Here is a 15944-nt window from a genome sequence, read left to right on the forward strand (position 1 = left end):
TTCACCTCCAGGTCAATTTTTGTTCTAACCGGTTCATTCTTCCACGAATGCTCCAGTCATATTCATCACTGCCCGCTCTCAGGATAAATCCTCCAAGCAGTGACGGGTCTTTTTCGACCTCCAGATTTACCTTCGATTTATGATATTTATCCATAATAAATGTTTTCATCTTCTCAGCCTGCTCTTCGTCTGGCTCGTCTACACATATTAAAGTCGCAGTCATAACTTGCTGCTGCTCCTCACAATATTTATCATAGCTTTCGAAAATGTCCCAAAGCATGCCCATTCTCTGGTTCTCGCATGTTACCTTCAGGAAATTACAAATAGACTTTGGAAATATCTGTTCGATAACACTGTATTTGTTCTTTGCCGTAATTACCGGATTTAACAGTACTTCATATACTTCCGGTACCTGACAGAAGATTTCTTTTGTTTTCTCAATATCTGCTTTCGGAATTCCCAGTTCGTACAGAACTCTTGCATAGCGCTTCGCTGCCGGCTGAACGAACTTTACTGTATTACTCGTCTTTGCCGTCATGAGCGTCACCTACGCTTTCCAAAAACTGATCATAAATCGCCTGATTTCCTTGTTTTCTTGTCTCTTCATCTACAATCTTTCTGGCTGCCTGCATTGCAAGTCCTGCAATCTGTGTCTCAACGCCATCCAGTGCCTGCTTTCGCTCAGTCTCGATGGTCTTTCTGGCACGTTCGATCGTGGCATCTGCTCTTCTGTCCGCATCTGCAAGAATCTCATCTGACTGTCTCTTAGCCTCTACACGGGCATTTTCAACGATTTTGACCGACTCCTCTTTTGCACCGGAAAGAGCTGACTCATACTCTTTTTTCAGAGCCTCTGCCTCTTCCTGTCTGTCACTTGCATTTTTCAGTCCGTCGGCAATCATCTGCTCACGCTTTTCCATGATCCCCATAACTGGTTTGAACAGGAATTTCTTCAGTAATAGATAAAAGACTACAAGGTTTATTATGGTCCAGAGAAGGCTCAAATCTACTTTTATCACCTTTTCCCACCTGCCTTTCTTCTTTTCTCCTGCTTCTTTACGAACTGCTAATTATTTCAGCATCAGGATAATCAGAAGACCGATGATAAATCCATAAATAGCTGTTGCCTCTGCAAGGGCACAACCAAGAATCAGGTTCTTGCTGATCTTTGACTCAGCCTCTGGCTGTCTCGCGATAGCGTCTACTGCCTTGCTTGTTGCAAGACCAATACCAATACCTGCTCCTAAACCTGTTAAAACTGCGATACCTGCTCCAATTGCTACTAACATAATCTTAATCTCCTTTTCTTCTTGTCTAAAAATGTTTTCTTAAATCCCTTTTAAGTCTGTTCGTCTTATCTTCCGGCTTTACTCCTGTTCCTCATTCATGAACAGCGCCGTCAGGAATACAAATACATAAGCCTGTAAGAATCCATCAAATATATCAAAATAAAAACTAAACGGGATTGGTATAATCGCCGGAGCTACTATTTTTAAAAGCTCCATGATTACAAATGCTCCCAGTACATTACCGAACAGTCGCATGCACAAGGACAATGGGCGGATTACAATCTCCAGTACCATGATCGGTGCGACGAACGGAACCGGCTTTGCAAAATGTTTGACCCAGTGTTTTAATCCGTTTTTATGTATTCCGGAATACTCGATCAGACACATACTCATAACAGCCAGCGCTATTGTGACATTCAGATCCTTTGTCGGCGGTTTAAACCCAAACAATCCAATGATATTGGCAATTCCGATATAGATCAGCACCGTGATAAGATATGGGATATATCTTCGGTTTTCTTTGCCCATAACATCTTCAAAGAAGTCCACTCCTTTTCCGATTGCGGATTCCAATAAAAGCTGAGCTTTCCCCGGATTCTCTACACTGAGATTCCTTACGAATATGACACACAGCAGTACCACTACAGCCATAATGATCCATGTAACCGCCACGGACTCACTAATCTTAATTCCCCCGAATAACGGAATGGTAAATGCTGTATCACAATTCAGCTCTTCCAACAGACTCTCTGTTAATTTCTCCGTATGACTCCCTCCCTTTCTTCTTCAAATTTCATGATTACTTTACTCTTCTGTTTTTTAAATGTCAATCATTTCTTTTATTCTTAACAATTATTTTATTTTACAATTTTTAAGCATATTCTCTTATTTGAGTTTTTTCATTTGTCCAAAATTTAGTCACTTTCCTTCCGTTTTTATATACCTTCTCCTTAATATGTCGAAAATTCGCACAAATTATTTGTGTTTTTCATAAAAATTTTAGTCGTTATGCATATTCCTTTCGGCAATATGCTATAGATATGGCCGCTATACACCATTGAGTTTGACTTTTTTTGCCAAAACCTGTAAACTAAGGCAAGGCAAGAATCTCCCGGATTTGGGAAGTTTGCAAATAAAGAAATACAACAAATAAGGAGATCATATATGCGACTTAGAAATATACCCCGCGCCGAAGGCGTGTTAAAAGAGTGCAGTCAGGTTATCGAGACTCCGGAAGAATTCCGTGGTCACTGGGCATCTGATGTATTCCAGAATGACTACCCGGTCCACATTGAAATCGGCATGGGAAAAGGCCGTTTTCTCATGGCACTGGCTCAGAAAAATCCACAGATCAACTACATCGGAATCGAGCGCTACACAAGCGTCCTTCTCCGTGCTGTGGAAAAGTTAAACATATATATAGAAGAAAACGAAAGCACTCTGCCAAACATTCACTTCATTTGTATGGACGCGCAGGACATAGCAAATGTGTTTGCTGAAAATGAAGTTGACCGGATCTATCTGAACTTCTCCGACCCATGGCCGAAAGCCCGCCATGCAAGAAGGCGCCTCACGTCACCGGATTTTTTTGCACGTTACGACAAGGTGCTTGTCCAGGACGGACAGGTAGAATTCAAGACAGATAACCGTGATCTTTTTGGTTTTTCCGTTGAGTCTTTAGGGGAATCCGAAACATGGGGCATTTCCGAATGTACTTATGACCTGCACCATGATGAAATTATGAACGTTGGAAATATTATGACAGAATATGAAGAGAAATTTTCATCCATGGATCACCCGATTTGCAAGCTCATTGCTAAAAGAAGATGTCTGCTGTGACTTTCTTAGCGCTACAGCGCATATATTATTAATGAGAAAGCCTTCGGAGTCTGTTCGCAATGAGCCGAAATTGTCATAACAAAAAAAACTTCCGACAAAAGTTTTTTGAATACACTTATCGAAATCGGTGTCTGCACAGGTGGATCAATTGTTTCAGAAAATCCTTGAAAGAAGTATATGATATTCTGAACCACGGTTCTGACTGCCGAAGGCACTGATCAGAAAGGTTGATTTGATGTTACATTTAACTGCAAAAAATTTTCAAATAGAAGTAAAAGATACCTCTCTCCCGGTCGTCGTTATGTTCTACGCTATCTGGTGCGGGAAATGTGCCATGATGAAGCCGGTCGTGGAGGATATCGAAAAGAAATACGCCGGAAAAATCAAGTTCTGCGAAGTCGAAATTGAAGAATCTGCAGTACTCGCCGCAGAATACGCCCCGGAAATCGTCCCGACATTTGTTCTCTTCAAGGATAAAAAGGCAGTCGGTGTCATGGGTGGAATGGTGAATGAACACACATTTGAATCCAGAATGCTGGAAATCCTGTCTTAGTCCACAGATGTACAAAGGCCGTAACAAAATCTTTCGAAATAGTTAAGAATTTTTTACTTTTTACTTTTACACAAGTATGCTATTATTGGGTGTACAGAAAGGAGATGTGGCGTCTGACACCACAGGATAATTATGAGTATGAAAAAATTAAAAAGGGTTCTGCCGTTTAGCCTGGCAATAATTCTGGCATCTGTAAGCCTGCCGGTAACTGCCCTGGCTGACAGCGCAAAAGTAGTCACTCTCGGAGCGAACTTATCCGACGAGCAGAAAGCTTCTATGTACAAATACTTCGGTACTTCCGCCGATCAGGTAGACACGATCGAAGTCACGAACACAGACGAAAGAAAATATATGGAAGGGATCGCGACCGAATCCCAGATTGGTACAAGAACATATAGCTGTTCTTATGTTGAGCCGACAGACAGCGGCGGAATTCAGGTAAAAGTCGCAAACCTGACATTTGTAACAAGTTCTATGATCGCCAGTACACTTTTGACTTCCGGCGTTGAGAACTGTAACGTTGTTGCCGGATCTCCAATTGAAGTATCCGGAACCGGTGCACTGACAGGTATTATGATGGCTTACGAAAAAGCCAGCGGAAAAGAACTTTCCGAAGATCAGAAAGCAACTGCAACAGAAGAGCTGGTAACAACCGGTGACCTCGCCAAGGATCTCGGTCAGGATACAGCATCTGATCTGATCAACGATGTCAAAGAATCCGTTATTGAAGACAAACTGACTGATCCGTCCGATATTCAGGACGCGATTTCTGACGCAGCCGATAAACAGGGAATTACACTGACCGATGACCAGCTTGCGAAAATCACAAGTCTGATGGAATCTATTTCCCAGTACGACTACGATGTCAAAGCACTGAAAAAGACTCTCGACAACCTGGACGGGAAATCCGGAGGATTCTTCAGCAACCTGTGGTCCTCCATCAAAGGCTTCTTTGGCGGAGATAGTTCTGGCGGTGGAATTATTAACAATACGGATGATGCAGCACTCGGAAATGATGCAATCATCGACAGCACATTAGATGCCGTAAAAAGCAAAGCAAACGATGCCGTAAATCAGGCAAAAGACGAAGGTCTCTGGGATAAAATCGTAGGATTTTTCAAGGATCTGTTCGGAGGCGATGATACAGGCAACTCCGATAATACAGATAGCACTGACGCAGTCGAAGAAAATACGGACAACAACACCGATACAGGCAGCACCGACAACAATGCTGATAACGACACTTCTACAAACGCAGAATAAAATTAATTCATAACTTTAGCAGGGAGATGGAATACTTAAATTCCATCTCCCTGTTTCTCTTCCACACCTCCCGGCGTAAATCCTATCATCCGCAAGCAATAAGCCAGCGCAGAAAATATAGAAAATCAGCTCAGATTTTAGAACTGTCTGGTGCCTCCGGCAGGGCGCACATTGTCCGGTGGACAATGGTTTTGCGCCGACCGAAACGGAGTGTAGACTTGCAGAGGTGCGCAGTAGAAGTATGTCATGCAATTGCATGACGCGCACCTCGCAGCAAGAATGCCAAGGCATTCTTGAATTTAAAATTCAAAAACTGCTACCCCATACGGCGGCAATTTGTATCCAAATGAATATGGTCTTCCATCACATTCTTTCTTCACGGCATGATAAATGTTCTGTCTCTTCTCGCCATTTCCGCCATATTTCACATCGTCACTGTTCAGAATCAGCTTATACTGCTTCTTTCTAGGAACGCCTACACGATAATCTTCTCTTGCCATCGGTGTGAAGTTGATCACGAACAGAAGGTTATGCTTTCCATCTTTAGAATGGCGGATAAAGCTGTAAATGCTTCTGTATGCATCATCTGCATTGACCCACTCGAATCCTTCCCATGACTGATCCAGTTCATAAAGCGCCTGTTTCTTTTTATACATGTGGAGTAGATCACGCATCCATGACTGAATTGCCTGATGCTCCGGCTCCTCCAACAGATACCAGTCCAGTTCACGTTCCTCTGACCACTCGCGAAGCTGTGCAAAATCCTGTCCCATGAACAACAATTTCTTTCCGGCGTGTCCCATCATAAATGCATATCCTGCTTTCAGGTTCGCATATTTATCAAATCCAAGTCCTGGCATCTTATTGATCATGGAACATTTCAAATGGACAACCTCATCATGCGACAGTACGAGAATGTAATCTTCGCTGTACGCATAACTCATGGCAAATGTCATCATATGATGATTGTCTTTTCTGAAATACGGATCCAGCTTCATATATTCCGTAAAGTCGTGCATCCACCCCATATTCCACTTAAGGCTAAATCCAAGACCTCCGTCTTCTACATCTCCGGTTACCTTCGGCCATGCCGTAGACTCTTCCGCTATCATAAGTGCACCCGGATTTCTTCCAAGTACAACTGTGTTCAGATGCTTGAAGAAATCTACTGCCTCCAGGTTCTCATTACCTCCATACTGGTTCGGAACCCATTCTCCGTCTTTCTTTCCATAATCCAGGTACAGCATAGAAGCAACTGCATCAACGCGAAGTCCATCAATATGGAAATGCTCCACCCAGAAAAGTGCATTGGCAATCAGGAAGTTCCTTACCTCATTCTTGCCAAGATCAAATATCTTCGTCCCCCAGTCCGGATGCTCCCCTTTTCTTGGATCTGCATACTCGTAAGTTGCTGTTCCGTCAAACTCGGCAAGTCCATGCTCGTCCTTTGGAAAGTGTGCCGGAACCCAGTCCATAATGACACCGATTCCATTTCTATGCAGATAATTGATCATCCACGCAAAATCTTCCGGTGTTCCATAACGGCTTGTCGGCGCATAATATCCTGTCACCTGATATCCCCATGATCCATCAAATGGGTGTTCTGCGATTCCCATGATCTCCACATGCGTATATCCCATATCTTTCATATACTTTGTGATTTCTTTTGCGAACTCACGATAAGTATAGAATCCCTCGTCCTCTGTGCCTGGGTGTCTCTTCCAGGAACCCATATGAACCTCATATACAGACATTGGTTCTTTTTTGTGGTCCCATTTTTCCCGTGCAGTCATCCAGGAACTATCGGTCCATTTCAAATTCTCAATATTCGTTATTCTTGATGCTGTACCCGGACGAAGTTCTGCATAATTGGCATACGGATCTGCCTTCATATGATACTCCCCCGTAATCGTCTCAATGCAGAACTTATACATCATGCCTTCTTTTACTCCCGGTACAAAGCATGTGTAAATTCCGATATATTCTGCCCTTGTCATAGGGTTTCTTGTGCGATCCCAGTCATTGAATTCCCCCACTACAGACACTGATTTCGCATTCGGTGCCCAGACAGCAAAATAAACTCCTTTCTGCCCTTCGTCATCCACCATATGCGCACCCAGCTTCTTATAAATTTCGTAGTGATTTCCCTGTCCGAAAAGGTACTGATCTAATTCTCCGATTTCATAAGCTTTCCATTCTTTCTCCATAAACTTCCCTCACATTTCATCCGGATTTCAATATCTTAAGTATACCTTAGCAGAACACAAAATTCAATCTATGTCACTCGATTCCAGACAAAAAACAGGGATACAATTTTCTACAATTGTATCCCTGCTTCATCACTTACATTCACTATATCATTAAATTTTAAAATCTTCTTCCTTCAGAATAATGCGATCTGACGAATCCGTAGATTTTCCAAATACACGTCTTGCAAGATGCTTTACATTTGCTTTCTGTGAATGTTTTATTGCTTCATCCATGATTTCTTTTACTTCCGCAACTGTAACCGCATGATCTTCACGCTGCATTACATCAATTCGGCTGTAAAGTGCCAGAATTCCCATTTCATCAAGCTTATATCCATTTTCCTTCGCATAAGTCTGACCAAATGTTACTAACTCATCATTGATGAATACCGGAAGCTCAAGCTTAGAAGTGAATTTCTTTTTGAAATCCGGATTAGCTGTCATAATTCTCTCCAGAGGTTTTCTCTGATCTTCAAGAACAAAGAGAAGCTCTCCGGTCTTTCTTGACATCAATGCATTCAGTTCCTTGATTGTTCTGGAATTCAACTTACCAGCCTTTTCGATGATGATCGCTCCACCGCGAAGCTTCTGGATAATATTGCCAAGTTCCTTCTTATTCAGCGATTCACCTGTAACAATAGCAACTTTACCCTGTTTCAGATTTCTTTGTTTCTGGATTGCTTTTACAATATCTACTGCAAGGACTGTTTTTCCAGATCCTTTACGGCCAATGATCATTAAGTTACCGGTTCTTGAAGTTCCCTCTCTCTGGGCACGTCTGTCATTATCAAGTACTGCAACAATCTGTTCACTCATTCCTCTGACCGGTACGAAGTAAGAGAATAATTTCTTCTGCTCCTCTGTCAGTCCGGCTTTCAGTCCAATCTCACTGGTTGCACTTAAGTCATATCTTCCTGTTACAACAAATCCGGTATCAAATGGAACTCCGCTTCCTTTTGACTTCTTAATTCTGCGCTGAATCTCTTCCTCAGATGGTTCTTCAATTTCCAAGTCTCCTTCAAGGTCTTCCGGATCCGGAATCTCAGGAAGCTCATCTTCAAAGTCGTCTTCCTCAAAATCATCCTCTTCTTCGAAATCGTCCTCTTCCTCGAAATCGTCTTCCTCGAAGTCGTCCTCTTCCTCAAAGTCATCCTCTTCCTCAAAGTCATCCTCTTCGTAATCGTCGTCTTCTACATAATCATCTTCATAGAAGTCATCGTCTTCCTCAAAGTCGTCTTCTTCCTCAAAGTCGTCTTCTTCCTCAAAGTCATCCTCTTCCTCAAAGTCGTCCTCTTCCTCGAAATCATCCTCTTCCTCGAAGTCATCCTCTTCCTCGAAGTCGTCCTCTTCCTCGAAATCATCCTCTTCCTCGAAATCGTCTTCGTCTTCGGATTCATCTTCCGGGAATTCATTCCACTCTGCATCGAATTCCTCTACTTCTTCCTCATCTTCCTCCGGGAATTCATCTGCAAAACCATCTTCGTCAAAATCGTCTTCGTCGAATCCATCTTCCTCTTCAAAATCATCTTCTTCGGATTCCTCGTCTTCGAAATCATCCTCGTCTTCAGAATTGTCTTCCGAATCATCCTGGTTTTCTGTTTCCGGAATTTCTTCATCTTCTTGTACTTCTTCGATTTCTTCTACAGCGTCGACTTCATCTTCTGCTTCAAACTCTTCGTCCTCACCCTCAAAGTCTTCGTCTTCAAACTCTTCCTCTTCGAAATCATCTTCATCCTCAGAATCCTCAGAATCCGTCTCCTCTTCTTCCGAAGCTGCTTCAACAATCTCTTCTTCAGGTTCTTCTTTAGACTCTTCAGGTTCTTCCACAATATCGTCCAGCTCTTCTTCTGAAATAAACTGATCTACAATTTCTTCTTCAACAGATTCCCCTTCTGCTTTTGCAAGCTCCAGTTCCTCTTCTATATCAAAATTTTCCTCTTCTTTCTCCTGTGCTGTCACACGATCTTCCAGCTCTTCCACAAGCTGTCTGATATCATCAGAAAGCAATGCCTTTCTTCTTGCTTCCTCTGCCTCAAGACGAGCCTTCTCTTCCGCTTCACGACGAGCCTTCTCCTCCGCTTCACGACGAGCCTTCTCCTCTGCTTCACGACGAGCTTTCTCTTCCGCTTCACGGCGGGCTTTCTCTTCTGCTTCCTGACGGGCTTTTTCTTCTGCTTTCCGTCTTGCTATTTCTTCTGCCTCGCGTCTCTCTGCCTCAAGTCTTTCTGCCTCACGGCGGGCTTCCAGTGCTTCTCTCTCTTTTCTAAGTCGTTCTTCATCGGATGCTTTTTGCTTTGCGATCGCCTCAGCATTTACCTTCTGCTTAGCTTCCCATTCCATCAAGATGTCTTCAATCTTCATCTGACCTTCAATGCGGAGTTCTTCTTCTCGTTCCTCCATCTTCTTCTGGTCTTCCGGGTTAATTCCACTCGCCATAGCCACTCCATTAGCCAGTGCTTCTTTAAGCGTCGCACCCTTCACAACTGTCGTAATAGACTTTTTTGGTCCTTCTGCCGCATGCTGAAGAATTCCTTCTAACTCTCTGACATTCCGAGCTTCTTCCGGAGTTTCCTTTCCGATTGGTTCAATGACTGGTGCTTCCATTTCTACAACTTCTGGTTCTTCTGAAACAGCTTCTTCCGGCTCCAGGACTGGTTCCTCAGCTGGTGCTTCCGGCTCTTCTGAAACTGGTTCTTCTGAAACTGGTTCTTCTAAAACCGGTTCTTCTATCGGAACTTCTTTGTCTGCCTTGGCATTTTCTTCCATTGACTTCAATGCTTCTCCAAGCTCTGCTGTCGGAATTCTTCTCGTTGCATCCAGACCATCCACCGTTTCTGTTGTATTGGCTCCTGATTCCTGCTGTTCTGCCTCCGCAGCTTCTGCTGCTTCCTGCGCTGCTTTAATCTGTTCTTTTGGAATTGATACAGTATCCTGTGGAATACTCTTTACATCCTTAAGCACAGCTCGATCAGTTTTTTTATCCACTGCTTTCTTAGGCTCTTTTTTCGGTACACCTTTATACTCATCGTACTTTTCCTGTTGGAGTGGTGTCAGTGGTTTGTACTTCATCTTCAATTCCATTGCCTGATATACATATTTTCCTTCGCTGAACCACAAGATCAAATCGTCACATTCTTCCAGACACTTTGAGGTCATGCCTGCTTCATGATATAGCTTTGCGAGCTCATACGCCCATTTTTCAATATATTCTGCCTTTTTAAATTCTTCCAGTGCCGAAATCTGTTCTGACAGATCGGACCCTTGTGCCTTCAAAATCCGATATTTCAAAATGAACTGATTCGGATCTCTCGGTGCCAGTTTTACAAATTCCTCATAACAGTCCGAAGCCTCATTCAGATCATTCAGTTTCAGGGCAAGTACTGCCAGACGATACACAACCTTTCTGCTGGACGGTGCTCTGTCAAATGCGATCATAAGCGTATCACGGCTCTTCTGAAACTCCCCGTTATTCTCGTAGATTTCGCTTACTGTATTTAACATTGCCGGGCTCTTCACCCTTCTCCAGTCTATTGTATCTGCAATTTCCATTGCTTTTCTAAATTGTTTCTTTTCGTAATGTTCGAGCATCTGCTCGGTTTTTACCCGATATTCATATTTATCCAATATTCTCACCTCAAATTTTTTGACAATTCTACAGATACAAGTTTATCATACACTAGTCTTATTGTCAAAAACATACGAGATTTTGTTACAAAAATGTTACAAAATGATATCGTCCACTTTTTTGAAATCTTTCAGGCTATACGCTTCTATAATATTTCCCTGGATAACATAAAGCATATCTTCTATATAAATACCTCTTGTGATCCTCATATTATTTCCATTGATTTCCTCATGCATCGTACATGTAAATCCTTGTTTTTCGTCGTAAGAAAATGTATAGTACTCCCGGCCGCCTTCGCTGTCTGCAGCAAAACCAATCAGATCTTTCTCTGCATCTACTAAAGCTGCCTTATAATCACAAGAAACATCTGTATAGTACACATTTTCAATGACATAAGTCTGCTCCTCTTTCACATTTTCCGGATCAGAAATATCAAACATCGTCAATTTCACGCCATCTGTTGACATAGTCTTTTCATCAACATTCATCCCAATACCCAGAAGCTTATTTTTCCCATACGGATGCAGATAATCTGAAAATCCAGGTATCTTCAACGCTCCTATAATCTTTGGATTTTTCGGATCCGACAGATCAACGGAAAATAACGGATCCGTCTCTTTAAATGTTACAAAGTATCCTGCCTTTCCCATAAATCTTGCGGAGTACACCCTCTCATCTTCTGCCAGACCTTTGATGGAGCCGGTTTCTTTCAGTTCTTGATTCAAAACATAAACACTGTTCGTGTCGCCATCGGTCACTACAACTCTCAGATATCCATCATATTCATCAATAGAAAATGAATCATTAATATAGCCGTCTATTTTGCACTGTGCCCCAGCCGTCAATTTCCCACTTTCATAAGAAACTTTTCGGATTGTCGTCACATCTTTTCCGGAATATTGCCACACATTTTCATAAAAATAAATATTATCGTTGCTCACATATAAATTGCCACCGTCTGCCAAAAGGGCCTTACTGTGCGCTGTCTCATCTGGATTTTCCAGAGAAACGGATGTGATGATTGAATACATATCTGCCTTTGAAATGGACGGAAGACAGATATCTGTTTCTTCGATCAGATTATCGTTTACAAGTGGTATATAGGACTTCGGATTCTTCGCCGTTATACCATCAAGTGTTACATAATAATCACTGAATAAGTATAAGTATCCATCTGCAATTCTTGAAGAATTGTAATATCCACTCTGACTGACCCTGCCAACTTCTTTTGGATTTTCCCGGTCTGAAATGTCATAAGTTACTGCGGTCGTATTAGCCCTCTGACCATATCCATAATCATCATCATTCCATTTGCCGCCCACATAACCGTCACACACTGCGATTAATTGTTTTCTCTCAATGTCCAGATACATTTCCTGGATTTCAGAAACATCTTCCACTGTTATAGTAGCCGTTTGCTTCATCCGATTATCGCGGGTATCTATAATGGCAATCTGATTGCTCTTATCTTTTAACACGTAAAGGTATGTTCCATCTGTTTTAGCTGTATCCCCCTCGTCCACACCTTCCTGACGTTCATTTGTCTCAGAATAAGAACCGCTTGCCATTCCGGTGTCCGCTGCTGCAGTACTGCTTTCTTCAATATTCTGTGCTGCATCTCCACTTGCCTTACTTTCAGCTGATTCATCGACTCTTATATCATTCAATGATCTTGCCCAGCTTGAAGTGTATGCACTGTCTCTTTCCTGATCTTTCTTATATTTTTCCAAATATGCATAGACATCCTTATATTCCGCCGCACTTTCTACTTTCGTACTGTCACTGATTGTCACATCACTGCCTGCTATCTTATCATCTCTAGCCGCATCTTCCATTTTAAAATAATTCTGGTATACCATCACTCCCACGATCAACACCAGACATGCTGCTGCCAGCCCACCGATTCTCGCCGGAGTCCACACTTTTTTCTTCTTTCCTGCAAGCTTTGCTTCAATCTGTCTCGGTTCAAGCGCTTTCGGCACCGGAACCTGTTCTGACTTTTCCTTTATTTTCCGAATCATGTCCTGCTCATTCTTATTCATAAAATGTCCTCCCATCCAACACACACTGCATCTTCTCCAGCGCCCGGCTTCGTTTTACCCGGACAGTTCCCGGCTTCAGGCTTAGGATCTTCCCGATTTCTGTGCTGTTATAACCGCCAAACACTGACAGCCCGACTATCATTTGCTCTTCTTCTGAAAGAATAAAAAATGCATTTCTCACATCCATCGCAAGTCCCACATCTTCTTCATGAATTCCTTCCACCTGTCCTTCCGGAAAAAAATCTTCTGTCTGCTGTATTCCTTCTTTCGCCACCTGTTTCAATCTTTTCTTACATATATTTGACAAAATTGTAAAAATCCAGCTCTTGAAAGCTTCTTCTTTTCGAAGTTTATGTATATGTTCATAAGCAGATAACACTGCCCCACTCACCGCGTCTTCTGCCTCATGCGGATCACGCATCAGACAAAGCGCGTAGCGATAGAGGTCTTGATAGACCTGCTCATATAGCTTTGAAAATGCTTTTGCATCACATTTCATTCTTTTTCCTCCTCAATTTGTTTTTCTCAAGAAGTTCTCCACACTCCTCCATTGACTTATCCCATTGCCGTTTTCCAATACCCCGTGTAAAAAGTATTATTACTTCTTCTACATATAAGAGTCCCAAAATATCCCAAGTGTTACAAAAAGGCGTCACTTTTTTTCATAAGTGCCGCCTTTTATTTACATTCGTTTATTCAATTATATTACCGCCGAAAATACTGCGCAAGATAAAATTCAGCGTAATTCCCAGTGCAACGGGACATAGAACGTGAATTTTACCTATCGGATTATTTAGCCCTTATAATAATTAATCAGACAACCTTTGAGAATAATCTCTCTTTCTGCGTCTGTCATATCTCCAAGTGTAAATGTGACTTCTTTCAATGTATCTCCGACTACATAAGCTTTGATCTCTGCATCTTTGTTTTCCACTGCTTTTCTGATTTCCGGTACAAAGATATAATCGCCATTTTTGAAGCTTAATTTCTTGTCGTCTTCTTTTGTGATAAATGGAAGCATTCCCCAGTTAATCAGATTGGAACGATATCTTTTTGTCGCATATTCATTTGCAATATTCGCCCAGCCACCGAGCACCTTCTGACAGGAAGCTGCCTGCTCTCTTGCTGAACCGTCACCTGGTTTTACTGCAAAGATCGTACTTCCGACTCCGATATTTCCTTTTCCTGCTTCCGGATATCTCTCCTGGATCTTTGCCATAACCGGTTTTAATTCTTCCAATACCTCTAACGGACATTCGCCTGCTTCGATTGCTTTCTGTGCTTTCTGTACTTCCTTTGCACGTCCTACATATGCAGGATCTTTTCTGGAAAGTGCAAACTCTGCCAGTCCAAGTGGATTGGATCTGTAAGAAGATGTTTCTCCAGATGGAATCAGCTCATCTGTTGTTGTAACCGGATCGTGAATCTCTGATACAACTTTCAATACCAGATTCTCCGGAAGTGCTGACATTGCCGGCCAGTCTTTGATATTCGGTCCGAACTTGATCTTTGTATCCGGATCAGCCACACCATGACTGTCAAATACACGATTTGCATAAATCTTCTGGTCAAAGTGGTATTTCTGTCCCTTATATTCCACGTCCATATCTGTTGCAGGTGTCAGGAAGCCTTTATTTGCTGCTGTTGCTGCAATTGAACGGGCATCCATAAGTGCAACAGATGCAATCTGTCCACTCTGAAGCTTGGAACCTTCACGGTTCGGGAAGTTTCTTGTAGAGTGGCGAATAGAAAATGCGTTATTTGCCGGGGTATCTCCAGCTCCAAAGCATGGTCCGCAGAATGCTGTTTTTACAATTGTCCCTGCTTCCATAAGATCCGCAACTGCACCGTTTTTCACAAGTTCCATATAGATTGGTGTACTTGCCGGATATACACTAAATGTAAATTCATCTGAGCCAATGTAATGACCTTTTATGATGTCTGCTGCTGCGCAGATATTTTCAAATCCACCACCGGCACATCCTGCGATGATTCCCTGATCCACATAAAGTTTTCCATCCATCACTTTATCCTGAAGTGAATAATCCACAGCACCATCCAGGCTCACCAGTGCTTTCTGCTCTACATCGTGAAGCACGTCTTTCAGATTCTTACGCACTTCGTCGATCGTATATACATTTGACGGATGGAACGGCATTGCGATCATCGGACGTATCTCGCTTAAGTTCACATAGACCATACCATCATAATATGTAACTGCACCAGGATTCAGTTCTTTGTAATCTTCACTTCTGGCGTGGATCTCATAGAACTCCTTAATCTTATCATCCGTTTTCCAGATAGAAGACAGACATGTTGTCTCCGTTGTCATAACATCGATTCCGATACGGAAATCAGCACTTAACTTCTCCACACCTGGTCCGACAAATTCCATAACTTTATTGTTTACATAACCGTTTGCAAATGTTGCACCTATAATTGCCAGTGCCACGTCCTGTGGTCCGACGCCTTTGACCGGCTCTCCGTCCAGATAAATTCCAATCACACCTGGCATCTTAATATCATATGTCTTATTCAGGAGCTGCTTTACAAGTTCCGGTCCACCTTCACCCATAGCCATCGTTCCAAGTGCTCCATAGCGGGTATGGCTGTCGGATCCAAGGATCATCTTGCCGCCACCTGCCAGCATCTCGCGGGCAAACTGGTGAATAACTGCCTGATGCGGCGGTACATAGACACCGCCATATTTCTTCGCACAAGTCAGTCCAAACATGTGGTCATCTTCATTAATCGTTCCGCCGACCGCGCAGAGTGAGTTGTGACAGTTCGTCAATACATATGGAATTGGGAACTTCTCCAGTCCGGAAGCTCTCGCTGTCTGAATAATTCCGACAAATGTAATGTCATGAGATGTCAGCTTATCAAATTTGATCTGCAGTCTCTCCATATTGCCTGATATATTATGAGCCTCTAAAATTCCGTAAGCCATTGTCTGCGTTCTGGCTTCCTCCTTGGATACCTCACGGCCTGTCTTTGCCTTTACTTCTGCTTCGTCCGTAATGATCTCGGTGCCATTTACCAGATATGCACCGCCGTCATATAATTTCACCATGTCTAGTCCTC

General features: G+C 42.6%; 12 protein-coding genes. 3 read left to right on the forward strand and 9 right to left on the reverse strand.

Going from position 1 to position 15944, the window contains the following annotated elements:
- Position 1: 1 nt before the first annotated feature.
- The 4 genes from atpH to C7E02_RS17235 form a co-directional block, all read right to left on the reverse strand.
- The gene (atpH, locus tag C7E02_RS17220; RefSeq protein ID WP_005337453.1) at positions 2-538 is read right to left on the reverse strand and encodes an ATP synthase F1 subunit delta; all 537 of its coding nucleotides are present in this window, start codon (positions 536-538) and stop codon (positions 2-4) included.
- Positions 519-1019, reverse strand: coding sequence for a F0F1 ATP synthase subunit B (gene atpF, locus C7E02_RS17225; protein WP_022279500.1), 501 nt, complete (start codon positions 1017-1019; stop codon positions 519-521). Before atpF ends, atpH begins: the two co-directional genes overlap by 20 nt.
- Before the next feature lie 51 nt (positions 1020-1070).
- On the reverse strand, positions 1071-1289 hold the full coding sequence (atpE, locus tag C7E02_RS17230) for an ATP synthase F0 subunit C (RefSeq protein WP_005335083.1): 219 nt from the start codon (positions 1287-1289) through the stop codon (positions 1071-1073).
- Positions 1290-1367: 78 nt separating this feature from the next.
- The gene (locus C7E02_RS17235; RefSeq protein ID WP_005335082.1) at positions 1368-2030 is read right to left on the reverse strand and encodes a F0F1 ATP synthase subunit A; all 663 of its coding nucleotides are present in this window, start codon (positions 2028-2030) and stop codon (positions 1368-1370) included.
- 423 nt (positions 2031-2453) lie between these two features.
- Here C7E02_RS17235 and trmB point away from each other — a divergent pair, with 423 nt between their 5' ends.
- The 3 genes from trmB (at position 2454) to C7E02_RS17250 (ending at position 4944) form a co-directional block, all read left to right on the forward strand.
- Positions 2454-3128: a tRNA (guanosine(46)-N7)-methyltransferase TrmB gene (gene trmB, locus C7E02_RS17240; protein ID WP_105310251.1), complete on the forward strand. Its 675-nt coding sequence runs from the start codon at positions 2454-2456 to the stop codon at positions 3126-3128.
- Between the two features lie 235 nt (positions 3129-3363).
- Positions 3364-3681 (forward strand): thioredoxin family protein, encoded by a 318-nt coding sequence (locus tag C7E02_RS17245; protein WP_005337455.1) that lies wholly within the window; start codon positions 3364-3366, stop codon positions 3679-3681.
- A gap of 138 nt (positions 3682-3819) precedes the next feature.
- On the forward strand, positions 3820-4944 hold the full coding sequence (locus C7E02_RS17250; protein ID WP_242978970.1) for a DUF1002 domain-containing protein: 1125 nt from the start codon (positions 3820-3822) through the stop codon (positions 4942-4944).
- Positions 4945-5243: 299 nt separating this feature from the next.
- On the opposite strand, the gene glgB is transcribed toward C7E02_RS17250, so the two are convergent.
- The 5 genes from glgB to C7E02_RS17275 form a co-directional block, all read right to left on the reverse strand.
- Positions 5244-7151, reverse strand: coding sequence for a 1,4-alpha-glucan branching protein GlgB (gene glgB / locus C7E02_RS17255; RefSeq protein WP_029730533.1), 1908 nt, complete (start codon positions 7149-7151; stop codon positions 5244-5246).
- A 153-nt stretch (positions 7152-7304) separates the two neighbouring features.
- A complete protein-coding gene (locus C7E02_RS17260; RefSeq protein ID WP_203226986.1) occupies positions 7305-10781 on the reverse strand; it encodes a hypothetical protein in 3477 nt (1158 codons plus the stop codon).
- A gap of 132 nt (positions 10782-10913) precedes the next feature.
- Entirely contained in the window at positions 10914-12860 is a 1947-nt protein-coding gene (locus C7E02_RS17265) for a beta-propeller domain-containing protein (protein WP_105310254.1), read from the reverse strand.
- On the reverse strand, positions 12853-13359 hold the full coding sequence (locus C7E02_RS17270) for an RNA polymerase sigma factor (RefSeq protein ID WP_022279506.1): 507 nt from the start codon (positions 13357-13359) through the stop codon (positions 12853-12855). Before C7E02_RS17270 ends, C7E02_RS17265 begins: the two co-directional genes overlap by 8 nt.
- Before the next feature lie 294 nt (positions 13360-13653).
- Complete coding sequence (locus C7E02_RS17275; RefSeq protein WP_105310255.1) at positions 13654-15933, reverse strand: hydratase; 2280 nt, start codon at positions 15931-15933, stop codon at positions 13654-13656.
- Positions 15934-15944 lie beyond the last annotated feature (11 nt).

This window comes from Dorea sp. Marseille-P4042 (genome assembly GCF_900290215.1).
GTDB lineage: Bacteria > Bacillota > Clostridia > Lachnospirales > Lachnospiraceae > Dorea > Dorea formicigenerans.

Excerpts from the sequence above, each read along its gene's own strand:
- atpH (WP_005337453.1), bottom strand. The coding sequence starts at position 538 with ATGACGGCAAAGACGAGTAATACAGTAAAGTTCGTTCAGCCGGCAGCG.
- atpE (WP_005335083.1), bottom strand. The coding sequence starts at position 1,289 with ATGTTAGTAGCAATTGGAGCAGGTATCGCAGTTTTAACAGGTTTAGGA.
- trmB (WP_105310251.1), top strand. The coding sequence starts at position 2,454 with ATGCGACTTAGAAATATACCCCGCGCCGAAGGCGTGTTAAAAGAGTGC.
- C7E02_RS17245 (WP_005337455.1), top strand. The coding sequence starts at position 3,364 with ATGTTACATTTAACTGCAAAAAATTTTCAAATAGAAGTAAAAGATACC.
- C7E02_RS17250 (WP_242978970.1), top strand. The coding sequence starts at position 3,820 with ATGAAAAAATTAAAAAGGGTTCTGCCGTTTAGCCTGGCAATAATTCTG.
- glgB (WP_029730533.1), bottom strand. The coding sequence starts at position 7,151 with ATGGAGAAAGAATGGAAAGCTTATGAAATCGGAGAATTAGATCAGTAC.
- C7E02_RS17260 (WP_203226986.1), bottom strand. The coding sequence starts at position 10,781 with ATGCTCGAACATTACGAAAAGAAACAATTTAGAAAAGCAATGGAAATT.
- C7E02_RS17265 (WP_105310254.1), bottom strand. The coding sequence starts at position 12,860 with ATGAATAAGAATGAGCAGGACATGATTCGGAAAATAAAGGAAAAGTCA.
- C7E02_RS17270 (WP_022279506.1), bottom strand. The coding sequence starts at position 13,359 with ATGAAATGTGATGCAAAAGCATTTTCAAAGCTATATGAGCAGGTCTAT.
- C7E02_RS17275 (WP_105310255.1), bottom strand. The coding sequence starts at position 15,933 with ATGGTGAAATTATATGACGGCGGTGCATATCTGGTAAATGGCACCGAG.